Genomic DNA, 24,364 nt, shown 5'->3' with positions numbered 1-24,364 from the left:
ATGAAAAATTCAAACGAAAACAGAAACCCAAGAGTATTAGATACGTCAGCACTAGTACATGATCCTAAAAGCTTACTTGCATACAAAGATGATATATACATTTGTTTAACTGTTTTAGAAGAGTTAGATAACTTAAAGGAACGAAGTAACAGTAGCGTTAGTGCAGATGCACGTGTTGTGATCAGAATGCTTGAAGATATTATCAATGGTCATAGTGCAGAACAAATGGAGGCGGGTATTGAGTTACCATCAACTGAGACTGCTACTAGAGGGAGATTATTCATTGGTATAGATACTCAGCTTGAAATGGCAAAAGAGCTGAAGCACGGTATTGGTAGTGACGCGGACAATCGAATTATTAACTATGCCCTTTATTTACAAAAAGAGTTGGATACGGACGTAACAATCGTTAGTCGCGACATAAACATGCGGCTAAAAGCAAGGACAATAGGTGTTGATGCGGAAGATGTACTTGTTGACAATCAAATTTCAGATATGGATCTCTTGTACACAGGAGTTCAGGAATTTGAAGGGGACTTATTTGATAAGTGTGATGAGCAAGATGGCTTTGCAATGTCTGGTGAAACCTATCGCTTTGGTCGTGATACGTTTAATGAAGAAGCTCAGCCTAGAATGTATTGGTTTGATGAATCAGGTCACGTTGGAAAGATAACAGAAGTAACTGATGAGCATGTTTACACAGAATTACTGTCTAGAAAACAAGAGAAAATTTGGGGAATACTACCTAAAAACCAAAGACAAGCGATAGCATTAGAGCAACTTACAAGTCCAGATTATGATTTAAATATCATATTGGGTCCTGCTGGTTCTGGAAAAACGTTTTTAGCGGTTGCGGCTGGGTTGCATCAAGTTTTGGAGTTGAAACAGTATAAAAAAATTGTAGTGGTGAGAAGTCGAGATTTTATGGACGATGATCCGGGATATTTACCGGGAGATCTTAAAGATAAGTCAATGCCATTGTTAGCAGGAGTTACAGATGCTTTGATTTCAATGCATTCCGATGACAATCATGAGACTAATATTCATGCGACAATTGAACATATTATCGAGAAAGCAAACATAGAGTTTACTTCGATGGCTTACTTTCGAGGAAGATCCATTGATGATGCGGTACTAATTATTGATGAAGCGCAGAATATGACGCGTGCTCAGGTCAAAGGAATGCTGTCGCGTGGGGGTAAAAATTGTAGGACAATCGTACTGGGAAACCTCGCGCAAATTGATGATCGCTTCATTACACCCGCATCGAGCGGCGCTAGTGCGGCGGTAAATGTGTACAGGAATTATGATAAAGGAAGTGTTTTAATTTTTGATGAAGTTGAAAGAAGTTCATTAGCTCAATTTACCGAGCAAAATCTCTAACATATTTCACATTTCTCTATAATCTTGCGACAATAGCCACTACTTAATTAAGTAGTGGCCTTTCAGAGCGGCCAGTTCCCACGAAGTGAACGAAATGGATTTACTCTGACGTTAACTATCTCAAATACCAAATAAAAATTTAGTAATGAAAGTGCGTGGACTTTTATTGCTGCTTTTTTGTTGGTATCTGAATGTCTCATAATAGTGAAGACCTGTTGAAGAATATAAAAAGACAGGCAAAACGATTAGCGAAGTTATTATCTTGTCAGCTTGGGCAAGCCCAAGAAACTCTAGCTATCTGTGTATATGGCTGCAAAAACTATAGTCAGCTATTAACGCAAATACATTCACACTCTTTTGAAAATCCCCAGTTAGCATTAGCTGCCTTAACTCCTAACTCAGAAATATTTTTATTAAAATTATTGGCAAGCCACCTAGGTAGAATTACTGGAAATTTTGAAAAAAAATTTCCCGGCTCTCAAATTAAAAATGAAGAGCTTGTAACCCTTTTTGGGCTTAGCTTTGAAGAGTTCAAAATCAAAATTTCTAACCAATAATTGTACAAATACGTAAGTTGTCATTTTATTTTTTCGCGATATCATGAGGTAAAGGCTGAACGGACAGCCTACGCCTACACATGTTTTTAAAATAAAAATATGAGCAGTGAAGCGGAGCATCCGTAAAAATTTGGTGATTCAAATAATCGAATAAATAGTGTGTTGGTAGGCCATTATTTTTTCGCAATAAATTATTTGGAAAATTACATGATATCGCTAAATCAATTACAAAATAAATTAAATAATCAAACAAAAAACTTCGCCTTACTATTAGAATTTCCCCAGCAATATGCTGAACGTCTATGGTCAATCGGTGTTTACGATTGTGCTACTATTCCACAAGCTCATGAGCGTCTTAGAGACGTTTTTGACAGCAATGATTTAAATTCAATTCTTACGCATGACTCTTTCAAATATCTGATTATTAATGAATACGATGATCAAGAAATAATTGAGTCACTTCATAAAGAAATAACGGCAATGGCATCCCGCATAGAAAGCCAGATGTTTGTTGATATCGAAACTTTAGAATTAGTTTCTGCAATTTATAAAGTTTTGGGTTTGTCTGAAGATGCCAAGTTCATCATTAATACAGGAGCTAACTTTAGGCTGGAATGGCGACCTTATTTTGACGCATATGATGATCCATTAGCCGTTCAATATGCGGATTTAAAGGTTCACGGCTGCTACTACAGGCTCATTGCCACTAAGTTTCCTTTTGAAAAAATATCTTTCGATAATATTAAAAGTTATTTGTACAAAATCAAGTGGGAGCACGATGGTGAGTTTGAGGGCTGCATTTCTAATGGTAACAGTTTCTCAAAGCATGAAGACTGGCTGATGATGACACTTGAGCTTTTCAACTCTGGAATAGGAAATGACGCTAGATTAAATCCAACGACCTTCGAAATTGAAAGGGTACGATATTTAGTTTATGGCTTTCCTCTGGTGCCTTCGTTGGTATCAGACTGGCATAAGCCTGACCTTAACCTTCAGGTTAAAAACCTAGACGGAGACCAAAAGTTTATAGTTCGTATTGACCAGCAGAGCCTAATATTTTACGCCCGTCGAGTAGAGGCTAGTTTGTTTAATACGATTGATTGTGAAAAGCATATTTCGTTGTATCGAGCTAGTGTTCTTGCTCATTTTGACGCAGATGACGAGTTATTAAAGGTCAATGGGGTTAAGTACTTAACATGCTTTCGTCCATATTCTCTAGAAGACACGAGAGGTGTTCAGATATGACAGAAAAAACTTACTTAAAGGACGTAAGCATAGTATCGGTTTATGACTACAAAGATTTTGAAAAAACATTTTTGATTGATGTCTTAGCTGGTGTAGTTATTGACGATGAAACATTTAGATTTCGTCCATTTGAGCAAATAGTTACTTCAAAAATTGTTAACAAAAGAGTTGTTGGCGACAAAATAGAAGTAATTACTCATAACGGAAGTTGTTATGTAATTGATGTTGAACATAAGTTATATGACATTTCATTTGCTGAGCTTGTAGTAATGAGAATAGGAGTGCATTCACCTGAACGTATTTTAGAAATGAGAGAACAGCTCAAAACTCCAAAATTGAATTGAATGTTAGTATGCTACGCGAGTTGCAATAACTATTACATTTAATTTCATTAAACTTTTTGGTGAATCTTTACTATTAATTAATAGTCCCACACAAAACGTCACTTAGGTGTGGGATATTGGTTCTTAATAAAATTATTCTATCTAGATAACTCCTCAATTTTCTTTCTAGAAAACCAGCTATATAAAACAGGCAAGACAAACAGTGTTAGCAGTGTTGCTGTTACCAATCCGCCAACAATAACGCTCGCTAATGGACGCTGGATTTCTGCACCAACACCATTAGACATTAACATCGGTATCAAACCTAAAGCCGATGTTATTGCTGTCATTAAAACTGGCCTCAATCTGGAGGTTGCTCCTTCAAATACAGCTTGAGAAACTTCCAAGCCATCTCTAATTCGTTGGTTAATACTCTCTACCATTACCACGCCGTTCAATACAGCAACACCAAATAGTGTAATGAAGCCAACGGAGCTAGGCACGGACAAGTATTGTCCAGATAAATATAAGGAAAAAACACCGCCAATTACAGCAAGCGGTACGTTGACCAATATCAGCATTGCTTGACCAACAGAGCCAAAAGCAAAGTAGAGTAGCAGTGCGATTAGTGCTAACGATAAAGGTACAACAATAGCTAGTCTATTTTGAGCACGTTGCTGGCTTTCGAACTGACCGCCAATCGAAACAGAATAGCCTGAAGGTAAATCAACCTTATCAGCAATTACCGTTTTGATATCAGCAACTACGCTACCCATATCACGGTTTTGAACATTTGCTTGGATAACAACCCGTCTTTGTACATCGTCGCGTCTAACTTGCGGAGGCCCCGATTCAAACGACACCGTTGCAACATCACCTAAGCGTACCCAAGCACCTGTTGGTGACTGAATGCGAATATCAGAAATCGCTTCCTTATTTCGTCGGTATTCTTCTTCAATACGTACATAAACATCATAACGCTCATTGCCGTTAATTATTTGCCCAGCTTCAACGCCTCCGATACCATCTCGTACAACTTCCATAATATTAGTGACGGAAAGCCCGAATCTTGAAAGCTCTTGCCTGTTAGGCTTTACAACTAGTTGCGCTTCCCCTGCAATTTGTTCAAGGGCAACATCTTTTGCTCCATTGACTTCTCTTATGGCAGCTTCAATTTCCTGACCTTTAGCCGCCAAAACTTCGAGTTCTGGCCCAAATAACTTAATCGCCAATTGAGCTTTAACGCCAGATATTAGCTCGTCAACACGAGTCGCAATTGGCTGAGAAAAGTTAAGTAGTAGCCCCGGAAACTCTTCTAATGATCTTTCCATCTTACCTTGAAGTTCATAGCGGTTAGATGCACTTGTCCATTGTGAGATAGGTTTTAAACCAATGTAAATTTCTATATTGTTTACAGGCTCTGGGTCGCCGCCAATTTCTGCCCTACCTATACGGCTAAGTGCATAGGTTACTTCAGGGAACGCCATTAATTTTTCTTCTAGAATTGGCGCGACAGTTAACGCAGTATCTAAACTTGAAGAAGGTGCCAGCGTTACTCTTAAGTTTATCGTGCCTTCTTCTAACTCTGGCACGAACTCAGTACCAATATAAGGCACGGTTGCCAAAGCAGATATAACTAATAGTATGGATGTAGAAACAATCAATTTAGTGTGTTTTAGAGAAAATTTCAGCCCTTTTTTGTAGAGCATGTTTAACGGCTTGAGAACGAAACTTTCTCTCTCTTTTACACCAGATCTAAATAGATAAGTTGCCAGTGCAGGTACGATAAACAACGCAACCACAATCGCAGATACAACGGCTAAGATGATGCTTATTGCCATAGGTTGGAATAACTTTGCTTCAACCCCTTCAAAACTGAACAATGGCGCAAATACGACTAAAATAATCGAGGCTGCAAAAAAGACAGGACGAGCCACTTCTTTACCTGCTTCTGTCAGGCGCAGTTCAATACCATGATCGTCGTGTTCGACATCGTGCGGATCTGCGTCAGAAGTTGGAACGCGTTCCTTTACCGATTTCGAATGTGTCGCGTCAGGTCTATTTAAATGTTTAAACATATTTTCAACCATAACGACTGAACCATCAACTAGCATACCAATGGCTACGGCAATGCCACCCAGTGACATAAGGTTTGCAGAAATGCCCCACCAAGCCATGATCATTAACGCGATACCAATTGAAATTGGAATAGATATTAAGACGAGAAAGGTTGCACGTAAGTTCATCAAAAACAGTGCTAGAACAATCGCGATGAAAATAAATGCAAGTAATAAGGCATCTACAACAGTGTTAACGGCTTTTTCAATCAAATCAGCCTGATCATAAAATGGCTCAAAGCGAACACCTTCCGGCAATGCTTGATTAATTAATGGAATTCTTGCATTGATACCATCAATGGTGGCTTTAGTATTTGAACCCATGCGTTTAAGTACAATACCAGAGACAACTTCGCCTAAATTTTCGACTTTTCCATTGGGTGATTTTCGCGTCATGGTGACAGCGCCTTGACGAATTTCACTGCCCATTTCAACTTTAGCAATATCTGAAACCGTCACAACCGTTCCATCAACCGTTTTAACGGGAACTTGTTTGATGTTACTGATGCCAGCCTCACCACTCTCAAACCAGCCTGTGCCTCTAATGACAAGCTGCTCTTGTCCACGGTTCATGTACCATCCGCCAACGTTGGCATTATTGCTATCTAATGCGCTAACGATATCTTCTTGCGTTAGTTCATATGCTAGGAGCTTAGAAGGATCGACGTTGACTTGATATTGCCTAACATTACCACCAAAAGAGAGCACATCAGTAACGCCATCGACTGGCATAATAAGCAATTTTACTATCCAATCATTGAGGCTCCTGAGTGCCATAGCATCATAGCCAGCGTTTTTATCTGAAATAAGTAAGTACTGAAACACCTGACCTAAACCCGATGTGTTTGGTCCCATTTCTGGCGTGCCGACACCTTCTGGTATTAACTCTTTTGCTGCTTGAAGCCGTTCAAATACGAGTTGTCTTGCAAAGTAAATGTCGGTGCCTTCTTTAAACACTACGGTTACGCCAGAAAGACCTGTTTTAGAAATTGAACGTACTTGCTCAACATCTGGTAAGGCGTACATAACCGCTTCAATGGGGTAAGTAATAAGTTGTTCGACTTCTTCGGCAGCCAGTCCCGGTGCTTCAGTATTAACAGCGACTTGAACGTTAGTAACGTCAGGAAAAGCATCCAAATTTAATTTTGGGATCACCATAATTGAGCCGACAATTGTGGCAAACAGTGCAATTAATATAAGGAGTCTGTTGTTAACAGACCAATCTATTATTTTATTAAACATAGTCTTGCTCCTTAGTGGTTATGCGGATCAAATCCGCCTTTAGCGATTTCAGAAGCAACAAAAAATGCGCCTTTGGTTACAATTCGAGTACCACTTTCTAGTCCGATAATTTCTCTGAAATCACCTAAAGCTCGACCAAGATTAACTTCAGTCGCTTTAAACTCTCCGGGATGGTCTTCAACAAATACTGTCCAATCACCATCGGCACTGCGGATCAGTGAACCTTCTGGTACAGCCATCACTTTCTGTTTTGTGGCGAACTGGAAATAGACTTTGACGAACATACCAGAGTGGAGTTTGTCATCAGCATTTTCTACCGCTAATCTGATAATTCGGGTGCGGGTCTTGGGATCAATAGTATGTGCTTCTTGGATAACTTTAGCTTTGTAACTTTGACCTTCTAATTTGATTGTCGCAGGAGAGTTAATTGATAGACTAAGCTTTTTGTTTGGCGAGACTTTAGCCTCAACCCATAATTGTTTTTCGTCCGCAAGTAACATAACAGTATCTCCGGCATCAACGCGTTGGCCTTGGATAAAGTCGTCTAGAAGCACGACACCTTCACGCTGGGCAGTTAATGTATATTGTCCAAATGCTTTAATGTCTTTGTTAGAAATACCATTTATTGCTTTTTCAGTTAACCCTAAAGCAATGAGTTTCCCATAACTCGCATTGTATGTTGTTTCAGCTTGTAATAATCGACTTTCACTCACCGTCTTATTACCCAGCTTTTTTACACGTTGCCATTCGGTGGAGGCAATTAAATAGTCCGCTTGCGCTTGTGCCATTGCCTCACTAAATAAAGTGACTAACTTTTGGCCTATTTCTACGTGCTCTCCAAGCGCTGCGTGACGACTAATAATGACGGACTCAGTACGAGGTGAAACCACGTAGCTTTTATAACCGTTGGCTTTTATTTCTCCGGGGGCATATATCGTGCTAAATTGATATTCTGGGATGACGCTTTCTACTTTGATGTTAGCAAGTGACATATTTTTCGGGCTAAGAGTTATACCTTCTTCATGTTCGTCTTCTTTATTCTCATTTCCGTGGTCATGGTCACCTTTTTCTTCCTTATGTCCTTTTTCGTGGCCGTGCTCGTCAAGATCTTCTTCTTGACCTTTTAGGCTTTCTCTTTCTGAGTACTCACTATGCTCAGGGTGTTCTTTAGCATGAACTCTCTCGTTCTCAGAGTGTTTATGTTCTTTTGTGTCTTGTTTGGAAAGCTTTGTGACAGAATCAGTAACATCTGACGACTGTGCAAAAGCATCATGACTTGTAGTAAGCCCTACTAACAGGCTGCTAATTACTACGGCTAATAATTTTTTACTAAATATTGTATTCATTTTTGTAACCTATATTTTTTATAAATTTAAGATTTCGCTTCTTTCGCTAATGAAAAATTAGCGCGTTCAAATCTCAAGTTTTGATAACTGACCTATACTTAAAACGAAGGATATTTCTGCAAGCTTAAATTGCTTTTCCAACCGGATGCCTGCATGAAGCGCTTCCGCGCGTTGATTTAATGCGAGTAAATAATCAGAAGTATTTATGTCACCAGCTTCCCAGCGTTTGTTGAGTAACTTTGCGCTGCTAGCCAACCTGCCTTGGGTGAGTTTGTGCCATTGCTGGTAGTAATTTTTACTGACAGTCAGCGACTCATAATTAGCTTTTGCTTCAAAAGACTGTTTTCGGTAAATTGAATGAAAGTGGGCCTCTGCTGCAATGGCTTCTGAATAAGCGGCTTTAACAGTATCTGAATAGTTATTTCTGATGTTTAAAGGAATTGAGAAAGTCACACCAACCAAGTCTTCATCTCCACTTTTACCTGCGCTAACTCCAATGGTTGGATTAGGTTTAGATTCCATAGTGGTTAGTTGAGCTTTAGATTGTTGCCCCTTCCATTGCGCTCTTGCGAGTTTAACTTTTGGATGATCCTCAACCCACTGTGAATCAAATGAATAGCTTGTTGCTCCAAAAGTAAATAAGGGTAAATTGGCGGTATTAGGCGTCCAATCTGGCAATAACTCCTGAACCTTTATCTCTGCATTTTTAAAAGCAATTTGAGACTCAGATATTTCACTAAAAATTTGCGACAAGTTTAAATAGACTAGCTCAGCGTCAAGTGGCTCTAGAAGTCCAGCTTTTCGTTTGTCTTCAACAATTCCAACGAGCGTTTGCAATTGCTCTTCTCTTTCTGAAAGTAACTGAGCAGCTTTTTTTGCTGCTTGCCAATTAACTAATGCAGTTAAGGCATTAGCCTTTTTAGAATCGAGTAGAGATAACAATTGTTGCTGGTTTGCATAAACATCAATTTCACCAATGGTTTTATTTGTTGATTGCTTATCCCAAAAATCTATCGTTTGACTGATACCAATAGAGTAATTATCAAAATCACCTTCTTTTTCATAGTTTGCTTCAAGCTCTGGGTTATATACGGCTTGAGTTAAACTTTTGGCTCTATGATTACTTGCATTAAGTAACTCTTTTGCCGCAACAACTTCGGGATCTTTATTTATTTGACTATCTAGCCATGAAATACTTTTCTGTTTGCCATAAGTGGCAACTGAAAAACTCACAGCCATGCATAAAGACAGGACTAAACCTGCATTTTTTAAATATATATACATAAAAGTTCTTAATTTTAAAATTAATAAACACGAACCCTTTATCCATTGTTAAAGAATAAATAGGTCATTAAAAATTAATCTAATTAAGAAATAGGTGGGCGATGTATCGCTTCTAGGAAGGCTTTTGTCTGGTCAAATTGATAAGGAGTTTTATTGATAATATTTAGCTTACCATCGACATTTGAATTACTGACTAAAATCCAAGATAAGTGGCTGCCACTGCAATGACCACAGTGATGACAATCCTTTACATCGTGCTGTTCATCATCTGTATTATCATTTAAAACATTTCGATCATCGTCATGATCATGTTGAGTTTGAAGGTGCTCTATATCTATCTGGTGATTCTCAGATGTTGCGGATACAACAGCAGTTAACGATTGCAAAACAATAGAAACGACTAATAGTATTTTTAGCACAACATTAAGGTTCAAAGTTATTACCTGTTAAATATAGTATTTAAAATACTAGCAGAAACTATTTACTTAAACTAGCCAATTTAGTTACTTCCCAATCTTTTCAAATTAAATAACTTTTTATTTGACTCTATAGCCACTATAGATTTTATACTTATTTTAATATTGTTTCGGAATGTTAAATATGTCAGAAAAATGTAGTGGTAAGTGTCAATCATCTCCTACCAACGAAGACGTAAAAATTGATACACAATTAGATAACTATAGTGGCGCGTTTGTCAGTACATATAAAGTGCCTCAAATGGACTGTCCTTCAGAAGAGAGATTGATCAGATTAGCACTTGACTCAATTCAGCCTTCAGTTGGATTGCAGTTTGATATTCCTAATCGCTTAGTCAAAGTTTTTCATGATGAAAATTTAGATGAGATAACAAAAAAGTTACAACAACTTAAACTCGGTGCAGAGTTAGAGTCAACTAAACAAAGTTGCAGTACAGAAGCTGCAAAAGCAAAAGACTTAGCCCAAAAAAATGAGATGAAAGAAGCATCAACCCTAAAATGGTTGTTAGCCATTAATGGAGTCATGTTTTTTATAGAAGTAATTGCTGGGATTATTGCACAGTCTGCTGGCCTAATTGCAGACTCATTAGATATGTTTGCTGATGCTGCTGTGTATGGTTTAGCTATTTATGCCGTAGGTAAAAGTATTAGCATGAAACTTAGAGCAGCACATATATCTGGTGTGCTTCAAGTTATTCTAGCGCTAGGTGCTTTGAGCGAAGTCGTAAGACGCTTTGTTTACGGTAGTGAACCGATCTCTTCTTTAATGATGATATTTGGTGGAATAGCACTAATCGCTAACGTTGCTTGTCTGTTTTTGATATTTGGCAACAAAGAAGACGGCGCTCATATGAAAGCGAGTTGGATTTTTTCAGCAAATGACGTTATCGCAAACGTTGGTGTAATTTTAGCTGGCTTATTAGTTACAGCAACAAGCAGTCGTTATCCAGATTTAGTGATTGGTTTGATAATTGCTCTTGTCGTTTTAAACGGTGCTCGCCGCATCTTACAGCTAAAGTATTAAGCAGAGAAATGAAAATAATGCACTCATCGTATATCAAATCAAATATATCATACGTGATAATGATTTTAATCGCGGTGCAATCTGTGTTTTTTTCGCTAGAAGAGCTTGAAGTAAACTTAATTGAAAGTTCTTTTAATACATCACTAACTGAGTCTATTACCCCGCTAAAATCTCCAGAAACCTCCAATATATTTGAGGTGAGTAATAGCAACACTTCAATTGATAATTGTAATTTTTGTTGCTGTTGTCACTTATTTTTAAATGCAGATTATTCTTGTAACATTTTACAAACAATAGAATATTTCCTTACCTACGCCTTAGTTTCTCCTGAGCTAAAAGGCTATATCTCGGTGCCATTCCGCCCACCTAAATACGCCTAAATTTTATAGAAAATTATGAAAGGTCAAATGTTAATGACCGAAAAAAACATATAAATTTATAGGAAAGTATACATGGCACTTAATACCTGTGTGCATCGCAAGATAGCAATTTTGAGGTGTGTAACACCTCGGCTTAAATATATCGCGTTTCTCGCGTTGTCACTTTTTACATTTAATGTTTATGCCTTTGAAAAGCAGTTAAATCTTCAAGAGGCAATTCAGTGGACGCTTAAACAAAATCCTGAACTCAAAATATTTGATTTCAAACAAACCGCATTAACAGGACAAGAACAAACAGCAAGTTTAAATCCTGCTTATGAACTAGAAGTTGAAGCTGAGAACTTTGCAGGCTCAGGTGAATTTAATGCATTCGACAGTGCTGAATTAACAGTCGCTCTATCTTCGGTTATCGAAATGGGAGATAAACGCTCAGCGCGGATTGGACTTGTTTCAAAATCAAGAGCACTACTCAATGCTGAGAAAGAAGTCTCTGCGCTTAATTTAATGGCTCAAGTCACTGAGAAGTACGTGGAAGTACTTGCAGCCCAACAAAGAGTTATATTGGCAGAAAATGCTTTGAGCTTAGCACAAGAAACGTTAGAGATTGTATCTCAGCGTAACCGCGCAGGTGCTACTCCTGAGGCTGAAGTGAAACGCTCAAAAGCAGTTATTGCTCAGGCTAACCTCACCCTTCAATCTGAACAAAAGCGCTTGGAATATCTAAAGCTTTCTTTATCAGCTTACTGGGGAGAAACATCAGTGTCATTCTCTAGAGTAACTGGAGATCTGTTTCAGTTTGGCAATGATAGTGATTTTAGTAGTCTCTTTGCGAAATTAGAGAAAAACCCTGCTATTCAAGTTTATGCAAGTGAGCAGCGACTAAAAGAGGCCGAATTACAGTTGGCTAAAACAGAGTCAACGGCCAATATCAAATGGTCTGTTGGTGTTAGGCGCTCTCAAGAAGTCAATGATACGGTACTGGTCGCTGGCTTTAGCTTACCTTTGTTTGCTGAAAAGCGAAATTCTGGTGCAATCGCTAGTGCGCTAGCAGAGCGTGACCAAGTTGCCATAGAGAAAGAGGCGACTAAGTTGAGGTTTAGAAATCACTTACTACGAGCATACTCCAATAGAAAACAAGCCATATTAACAGCTAATTCATTAAAGCAGTCGGTTATCCCAATGCTTGAAGATGCACTGGAAGATACTCAAGACGCCTATCAAAAAGGTCGATATGGATATCTTGATTATGTATCGGCTAGACAAGAGCTGTTAAATGCTCGGCGAACCCTCATTGATGCGGCATCTGCTGCCCTAATTTATGGCGCAGAGATAGAAAAACTAACAAACGAAGCGCTGTCACTCTAAATAAACATCACTTTAAGTTTAATAACAATTTATTGATTCAGTTATTAACTGAATCGTTTAGGAATTCAAAATGAAAAACTATTTACTCGCACTATTGATTTTTATTGGGTATCTATCACCCATTCAAAGTGTTATCGCTAGTGAAGATGAACATGAAGGCGAAGAAGGCATTAGCAAAATAAACAATAACATGGCAAAAAGGCTTGGTGTTGAAACAGCCTATTTAGCTTCAAAAACGTTGAACCAAACTATCCCTGTATACGGCGCTACGACGATAGGCGCTGAACAATTATTTCAAGTTGGCGCTAGATATAACGGCGTTATAAAGACAATTAACTCCACTGTTGGTGATAAGGTAAAAAAAGGAGATCTATTGGCCGTTATTGAATCTAACGAAAGCTTAAATACCTATAAAATAACGTCCCCTGTTTCTGGGGTAGTTTTACAGAGAAATGGAAATGTTGGCGGTATCACGCAAAACACTAGCTTGTTTGAAATCGTCAATTTTGACACCTTGTGGGCTGAATTTAAGGTGTTTACCAGCCAATATAATCAAATCAAAGTCGGTCAGCATGTTGATATTGAGCAAGGTGAACACGCATTCAGTTCAGTCATCACTAATATTATTCCAGCTAAAGACCAACCTTATGTATTGGCACGGGTACGATTAAACAACACTGAGTTAAAGCTAACGTCAGGTCAATTATTAAAAGGCAACGTCAAAATAAATCAATTCAAGGTGGATTTAGCCGTTGAGAAAGTTGCTATCCAAGAACTGGGGGGACAATTAGGTGTATTTGTTAAAGAAGATGAAGAGTACGAATTTGCACCGCTTGTATTAGGACGTTCAGATAAGAACTATATCGAGGTTATTGGTGGCCTCAGTAAAGACACTGAATATGTAAACAAAAACAGTTATCTGATAAAAGCAGATATATTGAAATCTGAAGTAGAAGACGACGATTAGGAGACGCAATATGATTGAATCAATTTTGCGTCTTGCAATAAATAGGCGCTATTTAGTATTAAGCTTGCTGATGGTAATCATCGGCGTTGGTATGTGGAGTTATCAAAAACTTCCCATTGATGCTGTTCCAGATATAACAAACGTGCAGGTACAAATAAACACTTCTGCCCCCGGTTATTCACCTTTGGAAGCGGAACAAAGGGTGACCTTTCCTGTAGAAACAGCCTTAGCCGGATTGCCAAAGCTGTCTCACACCCGCTCCCTGTCAAGATATGGATTATCTCAAGTAACCGTTATCTTTGAAGAGGGAACCGATATTTATTTTGCTCGCAACTTAATCAATGCAAGATTAGCTGCGATAAAAGGCGTTATTCCCTCTGGCTTAGAGCCAGAAATGGGTCCTATTTCGACAGGGCTTGGCGAAATATTTATGTATACCGTACAAGCTTCTCCTGACGCTAAAATGCCTAATGGAGAGCCTTATACCGCTATTGCCTTAAGAGAAATACAAGACTGGATCATTAAACCGCAATTGGCTCAAGTTAAAGGCGTCATTGAGGTCAACAGTATCGGCGGCTACAACAAGCAATATCACATAACGCCTAAACCCGAAAAATTACTTTTTCATCAGGTAACCTTTGAAGAAATATCTGATGCATTACGTAAAAACAATGACAACCGTGGCGCAGGTTATATCGAACAAAACGGACAGCAAGTGTTAGTGCGCTCCATTGGGCAACTTGAGACAATAGATGAGATCCTCAATGTCATCATCAAAAAGAACAATGGTATTCCTGTAAAAATAAGTGATGTTGCCAATGTTGCTATTGGCAAAGAACTTAGAACAGGGGCTGCTACTCGTAATGGCATTGAGACAGTGCTTGGTACAACCATGATGCTGATTGGTGAGAATTCTCGCACCGTTGCCTTAGCAGTTGAACAGAAGCTCAGCGAAATACAAAAATCTCTGCCAAAGGGCATTACCGCTGAGCCTGTTTACGACAGAACAACATTAGTAGATAAAGCGATTGCAACCGTTACCAAAAACCTCGTTGAAGGTGCGCTTTTAGTTATTGTTGTGTTATTTATTCTACTTGGAAATTTACGTGCAGCTCTCATTACCGCTGCTGTTATCCCTATTTCCATGTTAATGACAATCACAGGTATGGTGCAAGCAGGAGTATCTGCCAATTTAATGAGTCTCGGCGCATTGGACTTTGGCTTGATAGTGGACGGGGCTGTAATCATCGTTGAAAACTCTGTCCGTAGGTTAGCACAGGCCCAACACAACGGTCATAGGCAAGACTTAAGAGAACGCCTAAATACCGTTTTTGAAGCCACTTCAGAAGTGATACGTCCAAGCTTGTTTGGTGTGGCAATTATCACTGTTGTTTACATCCCCATTTTCACGCTAACTGGCGTTGAAGGGAAAATGTTCCACCCTATGGCGGCAACTGTCGTTATGGCGTTAATTTCCGCAATGATCCTTTCAGTTACACTGGTTCCTGCTGCTGTAGCTGTGTTTATGAAAGGTAAAATCAGCGAAAAAGAAAGTGTAGTTATTCGTTCAACCAAGTCTATTTATGAACCATTGTTAAAAATGGCGATGAAATTTCGTTGGATTATTGTTTCATTCTCAACGCTGTTAATGGGGTATAGCCTTTGGTTAGCAACTACGCTTGGGACAGAATTTGTTCCTCAATTAAATGAAGGTGATATTGCACTACAGGCATTAAGAATTCCATCGACTGGCCTAGAGCAATCAGTAGAAATGCAAGAAGTACTTGAGCAACGTATTAAAGCGTTTCCTGAAGTTGATAAAGTATTCTCGCGCATCGGCACACCAGAAGTAGCAACTGATCCAATGCCACCGAGTATTGCTGATATCTTTGTTATTTTAAAACCACGTAAAGATTGGGCCGAACCTTCAAAGCCAAAGAGTGAATTAGTTGAAGAAATGGAAGAGGTACTGAAAAACATTCCGGGCAACAACTATGAATTCACTCAGCCTATTCAAATGCGTTTCAATGAATTGATTTCTGGCGTTAGAGCTGATGTGGGCATCAAAGTATTTGGCGATGATTTGGATCGGTTATTACTTACCGCAAAAGATATTCTAAATATTGTGAAAACCGTAGATGGTGCAGCAGATGCCAGAATGGAACAAGTCACAGGTGTTCCATCTTTATCGGTAATCCCTAAACGCGAAGCACTTGGTAGGTATGGATTGAACGTTACCGAATTGCAAGATTGGGTTGCCACTGCAATAGGGGGGGAATCTGCGGGGATCATTTATGAAGGAGACAGACGATTTGAGTTAGTTGTTCGTCTACCGGAGCAAACTAGAACGGATATTGATGGTTTGAAATTTCTGCCGCTTCCACTTGAGAATGGTAACTATGTGCCACTTGAAGAAGTTGCAGAGCTTAAATCTGAGTCTTTACCTGCTCAAATTAGCCGTGAGAGCGGTAAAAGAAGAGTTGTGGTTACCGTCAATGTTCGTGGTAGAGATTTAGGCGGTTTTGTCAAAGAAGTGAAAGCTAAAATTAATCAGGAAGGAGAAATTCCAGCAGGATACTGGCTTGATTATGGCGGAACCTTTGAACAGCTAGAGTCAGCGAGTAAAAGATTAAGCTTAGTTGTGCCGATCACACTAATTGTTATCTTAGGTATTTTGGTTATTGCATTTGGTTCATTAAAAGATGCATTGATCATTTTCAGTGGTGTACCGTTAGCATTAACTGGGGGCGTAATTTCTCTTTATTTAAGAGACATGCCTTTATCTATTTCGGCAGGTGTCGGCTTCATAGCATTGTCAGGTGTTGCCGTATTAAATGGCTTGGTTATGTTGGCTTTTATTCGAGATCTTTGGCATGAAAAAGGCGACCTTTACGTAGCGATCATTGAAGGTGCCATCATTCGTTTAAGACCTATTTTAATGACGGCACTGGTCGCAAGTTTAGGTTTTATTCCAATGGCGTTAAACACTGGAATTGGTGCAGAAGTGCAACGACCACTAGCAACAGTTGTTATCGGCGGTATTATATCTTCTACAATTTTAACTTTGTTTGTATTGCCTATTTTATATCAATGGGCGCATGGCGCTGAGAGCAGTAAACAGCAATCTGACGAAATTTAAAAACAAAAAAGCAGCTTAATTTATGTTTAAGCTGCTTTTATATTTAATCTTTTTATTTTAATTTTTAAAGTTTAATTCGCATCATCTCGGCAAGTCTCTTTAGGAAACTCAAATTCAATGGTTGTATGAGACAAGCGATAGGCAGAAAGTCTCTTAGCCACTTGTTCCTTAAGTTTAATTAATTCATCAACGTCAATTTTTTCGACTAATTCTATGTGAGCGGTTAATACGTGACTTTCGCCATCTAACGACCAAAAATGCAGATGATGTACGCCATTAACTTCTGGAAGGTTAGTTAGCGACTCTTTTATACTTTCTTGAGTTTCTTCATCTGGCGCGGCCTGAAGAAACAAGACAATTGTTGATTTCAGATTTTTAAAAACATTGAACAAGATAAACAATGTGAAGCCAATAGATAGTAACGGATCTAAAATGGGCAAATCTACAAATAACAGCACAATAGATACAATAAGCACAGCAACCCAGCCAAGTACGTCTTCAAGCAAGTGCCATGTAAGTACTTTTTCATTTAAGGTTTCTCCAGCTTTTAATTTTAATACAGCATATCCGTTAACGGCAACGCCGAGTATCGCTAGCCCTAACATCCCCTCGACAACAGGCATTTCAGGATTGGACAGCCTTGGAATTGCTTCAAATAAAATCCAAATTGAGCCAATGATTAAAACAATACTGTTTATCAATGCGCCAAAGAGTGTAAGTCTACGATAACCATAACTAAACTTATCTGATGCTTCTTTATCTGAAAAACGACTTAAAATCCACGCAAAACCTATTGAAAGACTATCACCAAGATCGTGAACTGCATCTGCCATTATCGCCGTACTGTTAGTGAGCCAACCACCTATAAATTCTATAATAGTGAATGTCACATTAAGGAAAAATGCCCAACCAATACGGTCATCTTTACCATGTTGATGACTATGATTATGGTTGTGCATTTTGCACCTCCAGTACTGTCGTCTTTCTAATGTTGGCGACATTGAAGTTGATCAGGTGACGGATCACTCGTTGATACATCCAACGTTTAACGCCTGACAAATTAGTGCCTTTTTCTTGGTAGAACTTATCAGGAGAGTCATAAAGTCCGAAATCATCATGAATACCTTCTTTTTGAATATAGGTATCAGTTCCGCGCCAATTTATATCTGGAGTAGAGAAGCATTTTGTCGCAACACCATAACCACAAAAGTTATCTTTTTCTTCGCTAAATTTCTGTTGTAACGAAGTGAGATATTGCTCATCCAAGATAAAGCCTTCTAAGTTGATCCAACGTCCATCAAAGTAAACCTCTACCCAACTGTGGATAATGTATTTCGGCGCTAACCAAAAGACATACGTTGGAATAGCACCTTTTTGCAATTGCTGAGCAATGGTGAACCCGTGAAATCGGCATTGAATACCTAACCCTCGTAACAAGGCCATCAGTAAGTTACCTTTGGTATTACATTGTCCGTAACCATCCGCTAAAACATTGCTTGCAGAAATGTCATCGCTTTCATTGTAGCCAAATAATATTTCATCTTTAACAAATTGGTAGGCCGCACCAATTTTGTTGAAATCATCCAAGCTTTTCCACCTTCGTTGATTTATGAGGGATTGGATATTTTTGTGTTCAAAATTGACTATGCTGGTCTTGGTTAGATACTTATCACACATTTTTACCCCTTATTAACTTGTATGCTTTAACTATAAAACCTATAGTAACTATAGAGTCAAGTTTATTGGAAAGGTTTATGAAAATTGGCGAATTATCGAAAACATCAGGCTGTTCAATACAAACAATTAGGTATTATGAAAGAGAAGGGTTGCTTTCAGATCCTGAGCGCTCTGAGGGTAACTTTAGGTTGTATTCCAATAAGGCGTTAAAAGAGCTGGAATTCGTTAAGCATTGTCGCAGCCTCGATATATCTCTTGATGATATCAAACGTCTTATTGAATTAAAGAATAAGCCAGAAGAAAGCTGCTCTAGTGTGAATGAATTGATTAAGCAGCAATTAAATTTAGTCAACAAACGCATGAAAGAATTAAAGGCCTTAAAAAATGAATTACAACATATGGCAAGTACATGCAATTCTGATAATACCATTGAAGGATGCGGTATTATTAAGTCGTTGGATAGTTAATCTAAATTCTGCTTTGAGCTATTCTTAGTCGCAAAGGCAATTATGAAAACCATTGGTAAATTAGCACAATCATTAAATTTAAACGTAGAAACCATTCGTTTTTATGAGCGAGAAGGACTTATTACACAACCTACAAAACCAATATCAGGTTATAGACAATATGACGAAACAATAGCAGGACAACTTAGGTTCATCACAAAAGCCAAAATGCTCGGCTTTACGTTAAAAGAAATTAAATCGCTAATGTCTATGGACAACGACTGCGCTCAAATTGAGTTATTAAGCCGACAAAAGTTAGCAATCATTCGAGAAAAAATTAGCGACCTTCAACGTTTAGAGAAAGTAATTGTGGATATGACAAATACCTGTATACAAAACGATGATCCAACATATTGCCCTATTATTGATTCATTAAAATGATTGACTCCGTACTCATGTACGGAGTTTAAAGTGCTGGTAATATCAACCAATAGACTTTCAAATGATAAATAAAATTTTAGATAAAGTTGGCTCAGGCGGGGTTTGGCTTGCAGCACTTAGTTGTACAGGGTGTTTCCCTGCACTTGGTTCATTAGCATCAGCGTTGGGGTTAGGTTTTCTTTCTCATTTTGAGGGGATTGCTGTAAATACCTTGTTACCTATATTTGCAACTCTGGCGCTACTAGTAAACTTATACAACTGGCACAAAAATAAAAGCCATACCAGAGCTGCCTTCAGCATTCTTGGGCCTGTAGCAGTGCTATTAACGCTTTATCCTCTTTGGCAATATGATTGGAGCACATACCTATTTTACTTTGGTATTTGCTTAATGGTCGTTATGTCGGTTTTGGATATCGTAAAACCAGTAAGGGAGCAAACATGCAACGTATAGAGCTAAAGTCGACTATTACATGTCCAGAATGTGGGTATAGTAAAATTGAAGAAATGCCGACAAACGCTTGTCAGTGGTATTATGAATGTGAATCGTGCAAAGTTTTGTTAAAACCATTAAAGGGTGACTGCTGTGTTTACTGTTCATATGGAACAGTAAAGTGTCCACCAATTCAGGAAGGACATAATTGTTGCTCTCATACTGGTGATTAATTAGTTATTTTTTCTCGACTATATTCACTATTCTCCTGTATTAATCAAAATTTTTAAAAGCACCACGGTTTATCATTTACTTAGATATGACTTTAATTTAGTATTGTGATGGTATTTTTCTTAAGAGAACTTTATGTTTAAACCACTTTCAAAAGTCTTAGTTGTTGTAGCTATGCTGTTTGCCTTTGTTGGGCAAGCATTGGCTTATACTGCTATGTCTTGTGAAATGTCATCAGGTTCTCACGAATCACACATGAACATGGATCATTCCAAAATGAGTCATCATGAAGGAATGAATCATGGGGATATGAATAAAAGCAGTAATGGTCAATCAGAAGATTGTTGTGACGTTGAATGTATTTGTCCTGCAAATGCTTGCTCATCTACGACAGTCCTAAATTCCAGTATTGATTCGACAGATATTCAAATATTCAGTGAATCTGTAGCTGCTCTGCAATCTAAACAACCTCATTCAATTTCCACTTCCCTTTATCGTCCACCAATTTTTGCCTAATACAGGATTAGTGCGTCCAAATTTCTCGCACATGTAATTAATTTTTCTGTTAGTCAATATAGCGTCGTAGCGCTATAGATATTTTCCAGCGATGTCTGGGGGCAAAAATGATCAATAAGTATTTAAAAATAGCAGTAGTAATGCTGCTTTCACCTGCGTTTGCAAACGCCAACGAACATAACCATGCACACAATAACGACGTAACACCTTTGGAGTTAATCGTTTATAAAACCCCTACTTGTGGGTGTTGTAAAAAATGGATAACTCATATTGAAGACAAAGGGATCGTTGCGCATTCCAAAGATTTCCGAAACATCGGCAACATCAAAACTAAGTATGGTATCAAACCTAATTACCGTTCATGCCACACGGCAGTGAGTAGAAATGGATTTGCCTTTGAAGGTCATATACCTGCTAAATTTATTCAGCAGTTCTTATCAGAAGAACATCCCAATGCGATTGGGCTTTCAGTTCCAGCAATGCCAGTTGGCTCTCCCGGTATGGAAGTCGATGACCGCTTTATGCCATACAACGTGTTAATTCTATTTAAAGATGGAACGAGCAAAGTCTATGCAAAAGTTAAGACATACGAGGAGCAATTCTAATGAAATTGAACTCTTCAAACCTTACTTCACTTTCAACTGCATTAATACTCGGCTTATCTGTATTCTCAGCTCAAGCTGAGAAAGTAGTGTCGCTTGAACAAGCTATCACCTTAGCTCAGCAAAATGATCCTTGGCTTCATGGTAGCCGATTGAAACAAAGTGCAGTTGAAAATAGAAGTATTGCTTCAGGTACTTTGCCTGATCCGAAAGTATCGCTAGGGATAATGAATTTACCAACAGATACTTGGGATTTAGATCAGGAAGGAATGACTCAGCTAAAGGTTGGCGTCTCTCAAATGTTTCCGAGAGGCGACAGTCTAGAGATCAAGAAAGACCAGTTACAAATTGAGTCCACGAAATTTCCACTGTTACGAGAGGATCGTAAAGCTAAGTTGAAAAGCCAAGTGTCACAACTTTGGTTAGATGCTTACTTAGCCCAACAAACTATTAAATTGATTGAAGATGATTGGTCTCTCTTTGAGCAGATGGCGGAAGTGGCTAAAGCTAGCTATTCAAACGTTGTTGGTAAAACTAGACAGCAAGATGTTATTCGTGCTCAGTTGGAAATCGTGCAGTTAGATGACAGATTAACTTCGCAAAAGCAGAAACTAGAAACGACAATCGCTCGTCTCAATGAGTGGCTTCATATTTACGATGCGGATCGTTTGAATGAATCATTCAACTTTGACGCGCAACCATTAGAGTTTAGCGTCTCAAAAGAATTGCCTTCGATTCAATTGAATAATCCAACAGTCCTAAAAGCATCTAATTACTCAAGAAATCTATTGGCTCAGGAGCTTTCGAATCACCCAGCCATACTTGCGATTGATATAAAACGCAAAGCTTCAGAAAAAGGAATTGAGTTAGCCAAACAGCAATATGAGCCGCAATGGGGTGTTAATGCTAGTTATGCCTATCGCGACAATATGCCCTCTGGTGATAGCCGAGCTGATTTATTTTCTGTTGGGGTAACGTTTGATTTACCCTTGTTTACCGAGAACAGACAAGATAAGCAAGTTGCAGCTTCTATTGCAGATTCAGAGACTATTAAAACCGAGAAACTATTACTGACAAAGCAAATGATCAGTGTTTTAGAAAAAGAACTAAGACAGCTTAAACGCTTATCAGATAGACAATCTATCTATCAAGAACAACTCCTTAAACAAACTCATGACCAAGCAGAAGCGTCATTGACAGCCTACACAAATGATGATGGCGATTTTGCCGAAGTTGTTCGAGCAAGAATTGCCGAATTAAATACCAGAATATCAGCTTTAAGAATTGATGTTGACGCACTTAAAACAGTTGCTCGTATCAACTATTTCTTTGCGCATTCTCAATCTAACTCAAATGCTGAACATAAGTCGATGCAAACTTCACACAAAACTAATCAGCACTTATCCAGTCAGCAATTTGGAGAAAAATAATGTCAACGAATACAAAAACAATTATTGCCATCATCATTGGGGCAGCACTTGGTGCTGGAGCATTGAGTTTATATCAAGGTACTGGCTCAAACAGTAATAGTAATGAAGCAACATCAGGAGAAAAAAAGCCTCTGTATTGGGTTGCACCGATGGATTCTAATTACCGCCGGGACAAGCCCGGTAAGTCGCCTATGGGGATGGATCTAATTCCAGTGTATGAGGAAGGATCATCTGGTGATGACTTTGGCCCCGGAGCAGTAAAAATTGCGCCTCATGTAGTGAATAACCTTGGGGTTCGCACTGCACCTGTTGAACTGAAAAATATGCATACTGAAATCTCAACGGTAGGTTATGTTCAATATGATGAAGATAAGCTAATTCATATCCACCCACGGGTTGATGGCTGGATTGATAAACTTTACATCAAAGCAGCAGGTAACCCTGTAGAGAAAGGGCAGCCTCTTTATACACTATATTCTCCTCAGTTAGTTAATGCTCAGGAAGAGCTGTTAATAGCGTTAAAGCGCAACAATAGTTCTTTAATTTCAGCAGCCAAAGATCGCCTAAAAGCGTTACAGCTTTCAGCAGACTTTATTAAAGAATTAGAGCAAACACGAAAGGTTCAGCAAACAATTACCTTTTATTCACCACAAGCAGGTGTTGTCGATGGTTTGAAGGTTAGAGAAGGTTTTTATGTAAAGCCGGGAAACACCTTATTAAGCATTGGCCAGCTAGATCAAGTTTGGGTTGAAGCAGAAGTGTTTGAACGTGACGCAGCCTTAATTAAAAAAGGACTTCCTGTATCAATGACACTGGATTATTTACCCGGTGAGGACTGGGCTGGTGTCGTTGATTATGTTTATCCAACATTGAACAGTAAAACACGCACACTCCGAGTGAGATTGAAATTTGATAACACAGACTATCAATTAAAACCAAATATGTTTGCACAAGTCTCTATTCACGCTAATCAAGCTGATAGCACCATCCTCGTGCCTAAAGAAGCCGTTATTAGAACAGGTAAACAGGACAGAGTAGTACTTGCGTTAGGTGATGGGCAATTTAAATCTATTGAAGTGACTATTGGCCGGGTTGATATCGACAGCATCGAAATATTAGACGGCTTAAATGAAGATGACGTTGTGGTGACATCTGCCCAATTCTTGATTGATTCTGAATCAAGTAAAAGCTCTGACTTTAAACGAATGACTCATGATGAAGTGCCTAACTCTGTTTGGATGCAAGGGGATGTTAATAGTGTTATGGCAGGGCACCGCATGGTTAATATTTCACATGGCCCTGCTGAAGCTTGGGATTGGCCTGAAATGGTTATGGATTTTACTGTGGCTGAAAAAGTCGATATTGACTCATTAAAGTCAGGTCAATCTTTGCACTTTGAAGTGAGCAAAACCGAAGACGGTGGATATGAAATTACTGGAATTCATATCATGAGTGAGCCTGAAGTATCATCAGCAACAGTATCTGGTTTGATCAATGCGATTGATATTGATACACGGATTCTAAATATTAGCAGAGGCCCAATAGAGAAATGGGATAGACCTGCTGCGACGATGGATTTTATCATCGCGGACAATATAGAAATGGTTGATTTCAATGTCGGTGATAATGTCACTTTCACTTTTGAGGTTAGAGATGACTTAGTTATCACTGACATTTCTCTTGAATCAGATGAACAACACGGCAAGGAAAATAAAGCTGCTGTTGATCATTCTAATCATTAAG

23 protein-coding genes are annotated in these 24,364 nt (G+C 38.6%); 17 read left to right on the top strand and 6 right to left on the bottom strand.

The genetic code is table 11. The annotated features are described in order from the left end of the window. The 4 genes from ATS76_RS13050 (at position 1) to ATS76_RS13035 (ending at position 3,529) form a co-directional block, all read left to right on the top strand. A complete protein-coding gene (locus ATS76_RS13050; RefSeq protein ID WP_058552478.1) occupies positions 1-1,383 on the top strand; it encodes a PhoH family protein in 1,383 nt (460 codons plus the stop codon). A gap of 191 nt (positions 1,384-1,574) precedes the next feature. Further along, complete coding sequence (locus ATS76_RS13045; RefSeq protein ID WP_058552477.1) at positions 1,575-1,940, top strand: hypothetical protein; 366 nt, start codon at positions 1,575-1,577, stop codon at positions 1,938-1,940. Between the two features lie 207 nt (positions 1,941-2,147). After that, complete coding sequence (locus ATS76_RS13040; RefSeq protein ID WP_058405776.1) at positions 2,148-3,185, top strand: hypothetical protein; 1,038 nt, start codon at positions 2,148-2,150, stop codon at positions 3,183-3,185. Further along, positions 3,182-3,529 carry a hypothetical protein gene (locus tag ATS76_RS13035; protein WP_058405777.1) on the top strand — a complete coding sequence of 116 codons (348 nt, stop codon included), beginning with the start codon at positions 3,182-3,184 and terminating at the stop codon, positions 3,527-3,529. The genes ATS76_RS13040 and ATS76_RS13035 overlap by 4 nt, the downstream gene beginning before the upstream one ends. A 137-nt stretch (positions 3,530-3,666) precedes the next feature. Here the strand turns inward: ATS76_RS13035 and ATS76_RS13030 are convergent, their stop codons facing one another. The 4 genes from ATS76_RS13030 to ATS76_RS13015 all read right to left on the bottom strand — a co-directional run bounded on the left by ATS76_RS13030 (position 3,667) and on the right by ATS76_RS13015 (position 9,931). Further along, on the bottom strand, positions 3,667-6,867 hold the full coding sequence (locus ATS76_RS13030; protein ID WP_058405778.1) for an efflux RND transporter permease subunit: 3,201 nt from the start codon (positions 6,865-6,867) through the stop codon (positions 3,667-3,669). An 11-nt stretch (positions 6,868-6,878) separates the two neighbouring features. Next, the gene (locus tag ATS76_RS13025) at positions 6,879-8,213 is read right to left on the bottom strand and encodes an efflux RND transporter periplasmic adaptor subunit (protein WP_058552476.1); all 1,335 of its coding nucleotides are present in this window, start codon (positions 8,211-8,213) and stop codon (positions 6,879-6,881) included. A 66-nt stretch (positions 8,214-8,279) separates the two neighbouring features. Beyond that, on the bottom strand, positions 8,280-9,497 hold the full coding sequence (locus ATS76_RS13020; protein ID WP_008128666.1) for a TolC family protein: 1,218 nt from the start codon (positions 9,495-9,497) through the stop codon (positions 8,280-8,282). Positions 9,498-9,580: 83 nt separating this feature from the next. Continuing rightward, complete coding sequence (locus ATS76_RS13015) at positions 9,581-9,931, bottom strand: hypothetical protein (RefSeq protein ID WP_008128668.1); 351 nt, start codon at positions 9,929-9,931, stop codon at positions 9,581-9,583. A 166-nt stretch (positions 9,932-10,097) separates the two neighbouring features. Between ATS76_RS13015 and ATS76_RS13010 the strand changes: the two genes are divergently transcribed. From ATS76_RS13010 to ATS76_RS12990, 5 genes are all read left to right on the top strand, one after another. Next, the gene (locus ATS76_RS13010) at positions 10,098-10,997 is read left to right on the top strand and encodes a cation transporter (RefSeq protein WP_058405780.1); all 900 of its coding nucleotides are present in this window, start codon (positions 10,098-10,100) and stop codon (positions 10,995-10,997) included. Positions 10,998-11,005: 8 nt separating this feature from the next. After that, complete coding sequence (locus ATS76_RS13005) at positions 11,006-11,377, top strand: hypothetical protein (RefSeq protein ID WP_235590936.1); 372 nt, start codon at positions 11,006-11,008, stop codon at positions 11,375-11,377. A gap of 72 nt (positions 11,378-11,449) precedes the next feature. Then, entirely contained in the window at positions 11,450-12,742 is a 1,293-nt protein-coding gene (locus tag ATS76_RS13000) for a TolC family protein (RefSeq protein WP_008128677.1), read from the top strand. A 70-nt stretch (positions 12,743-12,812) separates the two neighbouring features. Then, positions 12,813-13,709, top strand: coding sequence for an efflux RND transporter periplasmic adaptor subunit (locus ATS76_RS12995; RefSeq protein WP_008128679.1), 897 nt, complete (start codon positions 12,813-12,815; stop codon positions 13,707-13,709). Between the two features lie 10 nt (positions 13,710-13,719). Next, positions 13,720-16,848 (top strand): efflux RND transporter permease subunit, encoded by a 3,129-nt coding sequence (locus tag ATS76_RS12990; protein WP_058405782.1) that lies wholly within the window; start codon positions 13,720-13,722, stop codon positions 16,846-16,848. A gap of 71 nt (positions 16,849-16,919) precedes the next feature. On the opposite strand, the gene ATS76_RS12985 is transcribed toward ATS76_RS12990, so the two are convergent. Both ATS76_RS12985 and ATS76_RS12980 read right to left on the bottom strand, forming a co-directional pair. After that, positions 16,920-17,807, bottom strand: a complete 888-nt coding sequence (locus tag ATS76_RS12985; protein ID WP_058405783.1) for a cation diffusion facilitator family transporter — start codon at positions 17,805-17,807, stop codon at positions 16,920-16,922. Beyond that, positions 17,794-18,525, bottom strand: coding sequence for a transglutaminase-like domain-containing protein (locus tag ATS76_RS12980; protein ID WP_058405784.1), 732 nt, complete (start codon positions 18,523-18,525; stop codon positions 17,794-17,796). Before ATS76_RS12980 ends, ATS76_RS12985 begins: the two co-directional genes overlap by 14 nt. A gap of 77 nt (positions 18,526-18,602) precedes the next feature. On the opposite strand from ATS76_RS12980, the gene cadR reads away from it, so the two are divergent. The 8 genes from cadR (at position 18,603) to ATS76_RS12945 (ending at position 24,363) form a co-directional block, all read left to right on the top strand. Next, complete coding sequence (cadR, locus tag ATS76_RS12975; protein ID WP_008128687.1) at positions 18,603-18,992, top strand: Cd(II)/Pb(II)-responsive transcriptional regulator; 390 nt, start codon at positions 18,603-18,605, stop codon at positions 18,990-18,992. 42 nt (positions 18,993-19,034) lie between these two features. Then, a complete protein-coding gene (locus tag ATS76_RS12970) occupies positions 19,035-19,412 on the top strand; it encodes a MerR family transcriptional regulator (RefSeq protein WP_058552475.1) in 378 nt (125 codons plus the stop codon). 61 nt (positions 19,413-19,473) lie between these two features. After that, positions 19,474-19,863 carry an organomercurial transporter MerC gene (merC, locus tag ATS76_RS12965; RefSeq protein ID WP_058405786.1) on the top strand — a complete coding sequence of 130 codons (390 nt, stop codon included), beginning with the start codon at positions 19,474-19,476 and terminating at the stop codon, positions 19,861-19,863. Next, positions 19,851-20,075 (top strand): GDCCVxC domain-containing (seleno)protein, encoded by a 225-nt coding sequence (locus ATS76_RS19435; RefSeq protein ID WP_082653641.1) that lies wholly within the window; start codon positions 19,851-19,853, stop codon positions 20,073-20,075. Before merC ends, ATS76_RS19435 begins: the two co-directional genes overlap by 13 nt. Positions 20,076-20,208: 133 nt before the next feature. Beyond that, entirely contained in the window at positions 20,209-20,589 is a 381-nt protein-coding gene (locus ATS76_RS12960; RefSeq protein WP_058552474.1) for a hypothetical protein, read from the top strand. Between the two features lie 107 nt (positions 20,590-20,696). Beyond that, positions 20,697-21,194 carry a DUF411 domain-containing protein gene (locus ATS76_RS12955; protein ID WP_004589252.1) on the top strand — a complete coding sequence of 166 codons (498 nt, stop codon included), beginning with the start codon at positions 20,697-20,699 and terminating at the stop codon, positions 21,192-21,194. Further along, the gene (locus ATS76_RS12950; RefSeq protein ID WP_004589253.1) at positions 21,194-22,621 is read left to right on the top strand and encodes a TolC family protein; all 1,428 of its coding nucleotides are present in this window, start codon (positions 21,194-21,196) and stop codon (positions 22,619-22,621) included. The genes ATS76_RS12955 and ATS76_RS12950 overlap by 1 nt, the downstream gene beginning before the upstream one ends. Then, positions 22,621-24,363, top strand: coding sequence for an efflux RND transporter periplasmic adaptor subunit (locus ATS76_RS12945; RefSeq protein ID WP_058552473.1), 1,743 nt, complete (start codon positions 22,621-22,623; stop codon positions 24,361-24,363). The genes ATS76_RS12950 and ATS76_RS12945 overlap by 1 nt, the downstream gene beginning before the upstream one ends. The last annotated feature ends 1 nt before the right edge of the window (position 24,364 follow it).

Origin of the sequence: Pseudoalteromonas sp. 10-33 (assembly GCF_001469195.1) — a bacterium.
Classification (GTDB): domain Bacteria; phylum Pseudomonadota; class Gammaproteobacteria; order Enterobacterales; family Alteromonadaceae; genus Pseudoalteromonas.
The sequence above is the reverse complement of the archived record's forward strand: the minus strand, read 5'-3'. Positions and strand labels throughout refer to the sequence as shown.

Excerpts from the sequence above, each read along its gene's own strand:
- ATS76_RS12980 (WP_058405784.1), bottom strand. The coding sequence starts at position 18,525 with ATGTGTGATAAGTATCTAACCAAGACCAGCATAGTCAATTTTGAACAC.
- ATS76_RS12955 (WP_004589252.1), top strand. The coding sequence starts at position 20,697 with ATGATCAATAAGTATTTAAAAATAGCAGTAGTAATGCTGCTTTCACCT.
- ATS76_RS13025 (WP_058552476.1), bottom strand. The coding sequence starts at position 8,213 with ATGAATACAATATTTAGTAAAAAATTATTAGCCGTAGTAATTAGCAGC.
- cadR (WP_008128687.1), top strand. The coding sequence starts at position 18,603 with ATGAAAATTGGCGAATTATCGAAAACATCAGGCTGTTCAATACAAACA.
- ATS76_RS12950 (WP_004589253.1), top strand. The coding sequence starts at position 21,194 with ATGAAATTGAACTCTTCAAACCTTACTTCACTTTCAACTGCATTAATA.
- ATS76_RS12945 (WP_058552473.1), top strand. The coding sequence starts at position 22,621 with ATGTCAACGAATACAAAAACAATTATTGCCATCATCATTGGGGCAGCA.
- ATS76_RS13000 (WP_008128677.1), top strand. The coding sequence starts at position 11,450 with ATGGCACTTAATACCTGTGTGCATCGCAAGATAGCAATTTTGAGGTGT.
- ATS76_RS13030 (WP_058405778.1), bottom strand. The coding sequence starts at position 6,867 with ATGTTTAATAAAATAATAGATTGGTCTGTTAACAACAGACTCCTTATA.
- ATS76_RS12970 (WP_058552475.1), top strand. The coding sequence starts at position 19,035 with ATGAAAACCATTGGTAAATTAGCACAATCATTAAATTTAAACGTAGAA.
- ATS76_RS12960 (WP_058552474.1), top strand. The coding sequence starts at position 20,209 with ATGTTTAAACCACTTTCAAAAGTCTTAGTTGTTGTAGCTATGCTGTTT.
- ATS76_RS13050 (WP_058552478.1), top strand. The coding sequence starts at position 1 with ATGAAAAATTCAAACGAAAACAGAAACCCAAGAGTATTAGATACGTCA.
- merC (WP_058405786.1), top strand. The coding sequence starts at position 19,474 with ATGATAAATAAAATTTTAGATAAAGTTGGCTCAGGCGGGGTTTGGCTT.
- ATS76_RS12990 (WP_058405782.1), top strand. The coding sequence starts at position 13,720 with ATGATTGAATCAATTTTGCGTCTTGCAATAAATAGGCGCTATTTAGTA.
- ATS76_RS13020 (WP_008128666.1), bottom strand. The coding sequence starts at position 9,497 with ATGTATATATATTTAAAAAATGCAGGTTTAGTCCTGTCTTTATGCATG.
- ATS76_RS12995 (WP_008128679.1), top strand. The coding sequence starts at position 12,813 with ATGAAAAACTATTTACTCGCACTATTGATTTTTATTGGGTATCTATCA.
- ATS76_RS13045 (WP_058552477.1), top strand. The coding sequence starts at position 1,575 with ATGTCTCATAATAGTGAAGACCTGTTGAAGAATATAAAAAGACAGGCA.
- ATS76_RS13005 (WP_235590936.1), top strand. The coding sequence starts at position 11,006 with ATGAAAATAATGCACTCATCGTATATCAAATCAAATATATCATACGTG.
- ATS76_RS13035 (WP_058405777.1), top strand. The coding sequence starts at position 3,182 with ATGACAGAAAAAACTTACTTAAAGGACGTAAGCATAGTATCGGTTTAT.
- ATS76_RS19435 (WP_082653641.1), top strand. The coding sequence starts at position 19,851 with ATGCAACGTATAGAGCTAAAGTCGACTATTACATGTCCAGAATGTGGG.
- ATS76_RS12985 (WP_058405783.1), bottom strand. The coding sequence starts at position 17,807 with ATGCACAACCATAATCATAGTCATCAACATGGTAAAGATGACCGTATT.
- ATS76_RS13040 (WP_058405776.1), top strand. The coding sequence starts at position 2,148 with ATGATATCGCTAAATCAATTACAAAATAAATTAAATAATCAAACAAAA.
- ATS76_RS13010 (WP_058405780.1), top strand. The coding sequence starts at position 10,098 with ATGTCAGAAAAATGTAGTGGTAAGTGTCAATCATCTCCTACCAACGAA.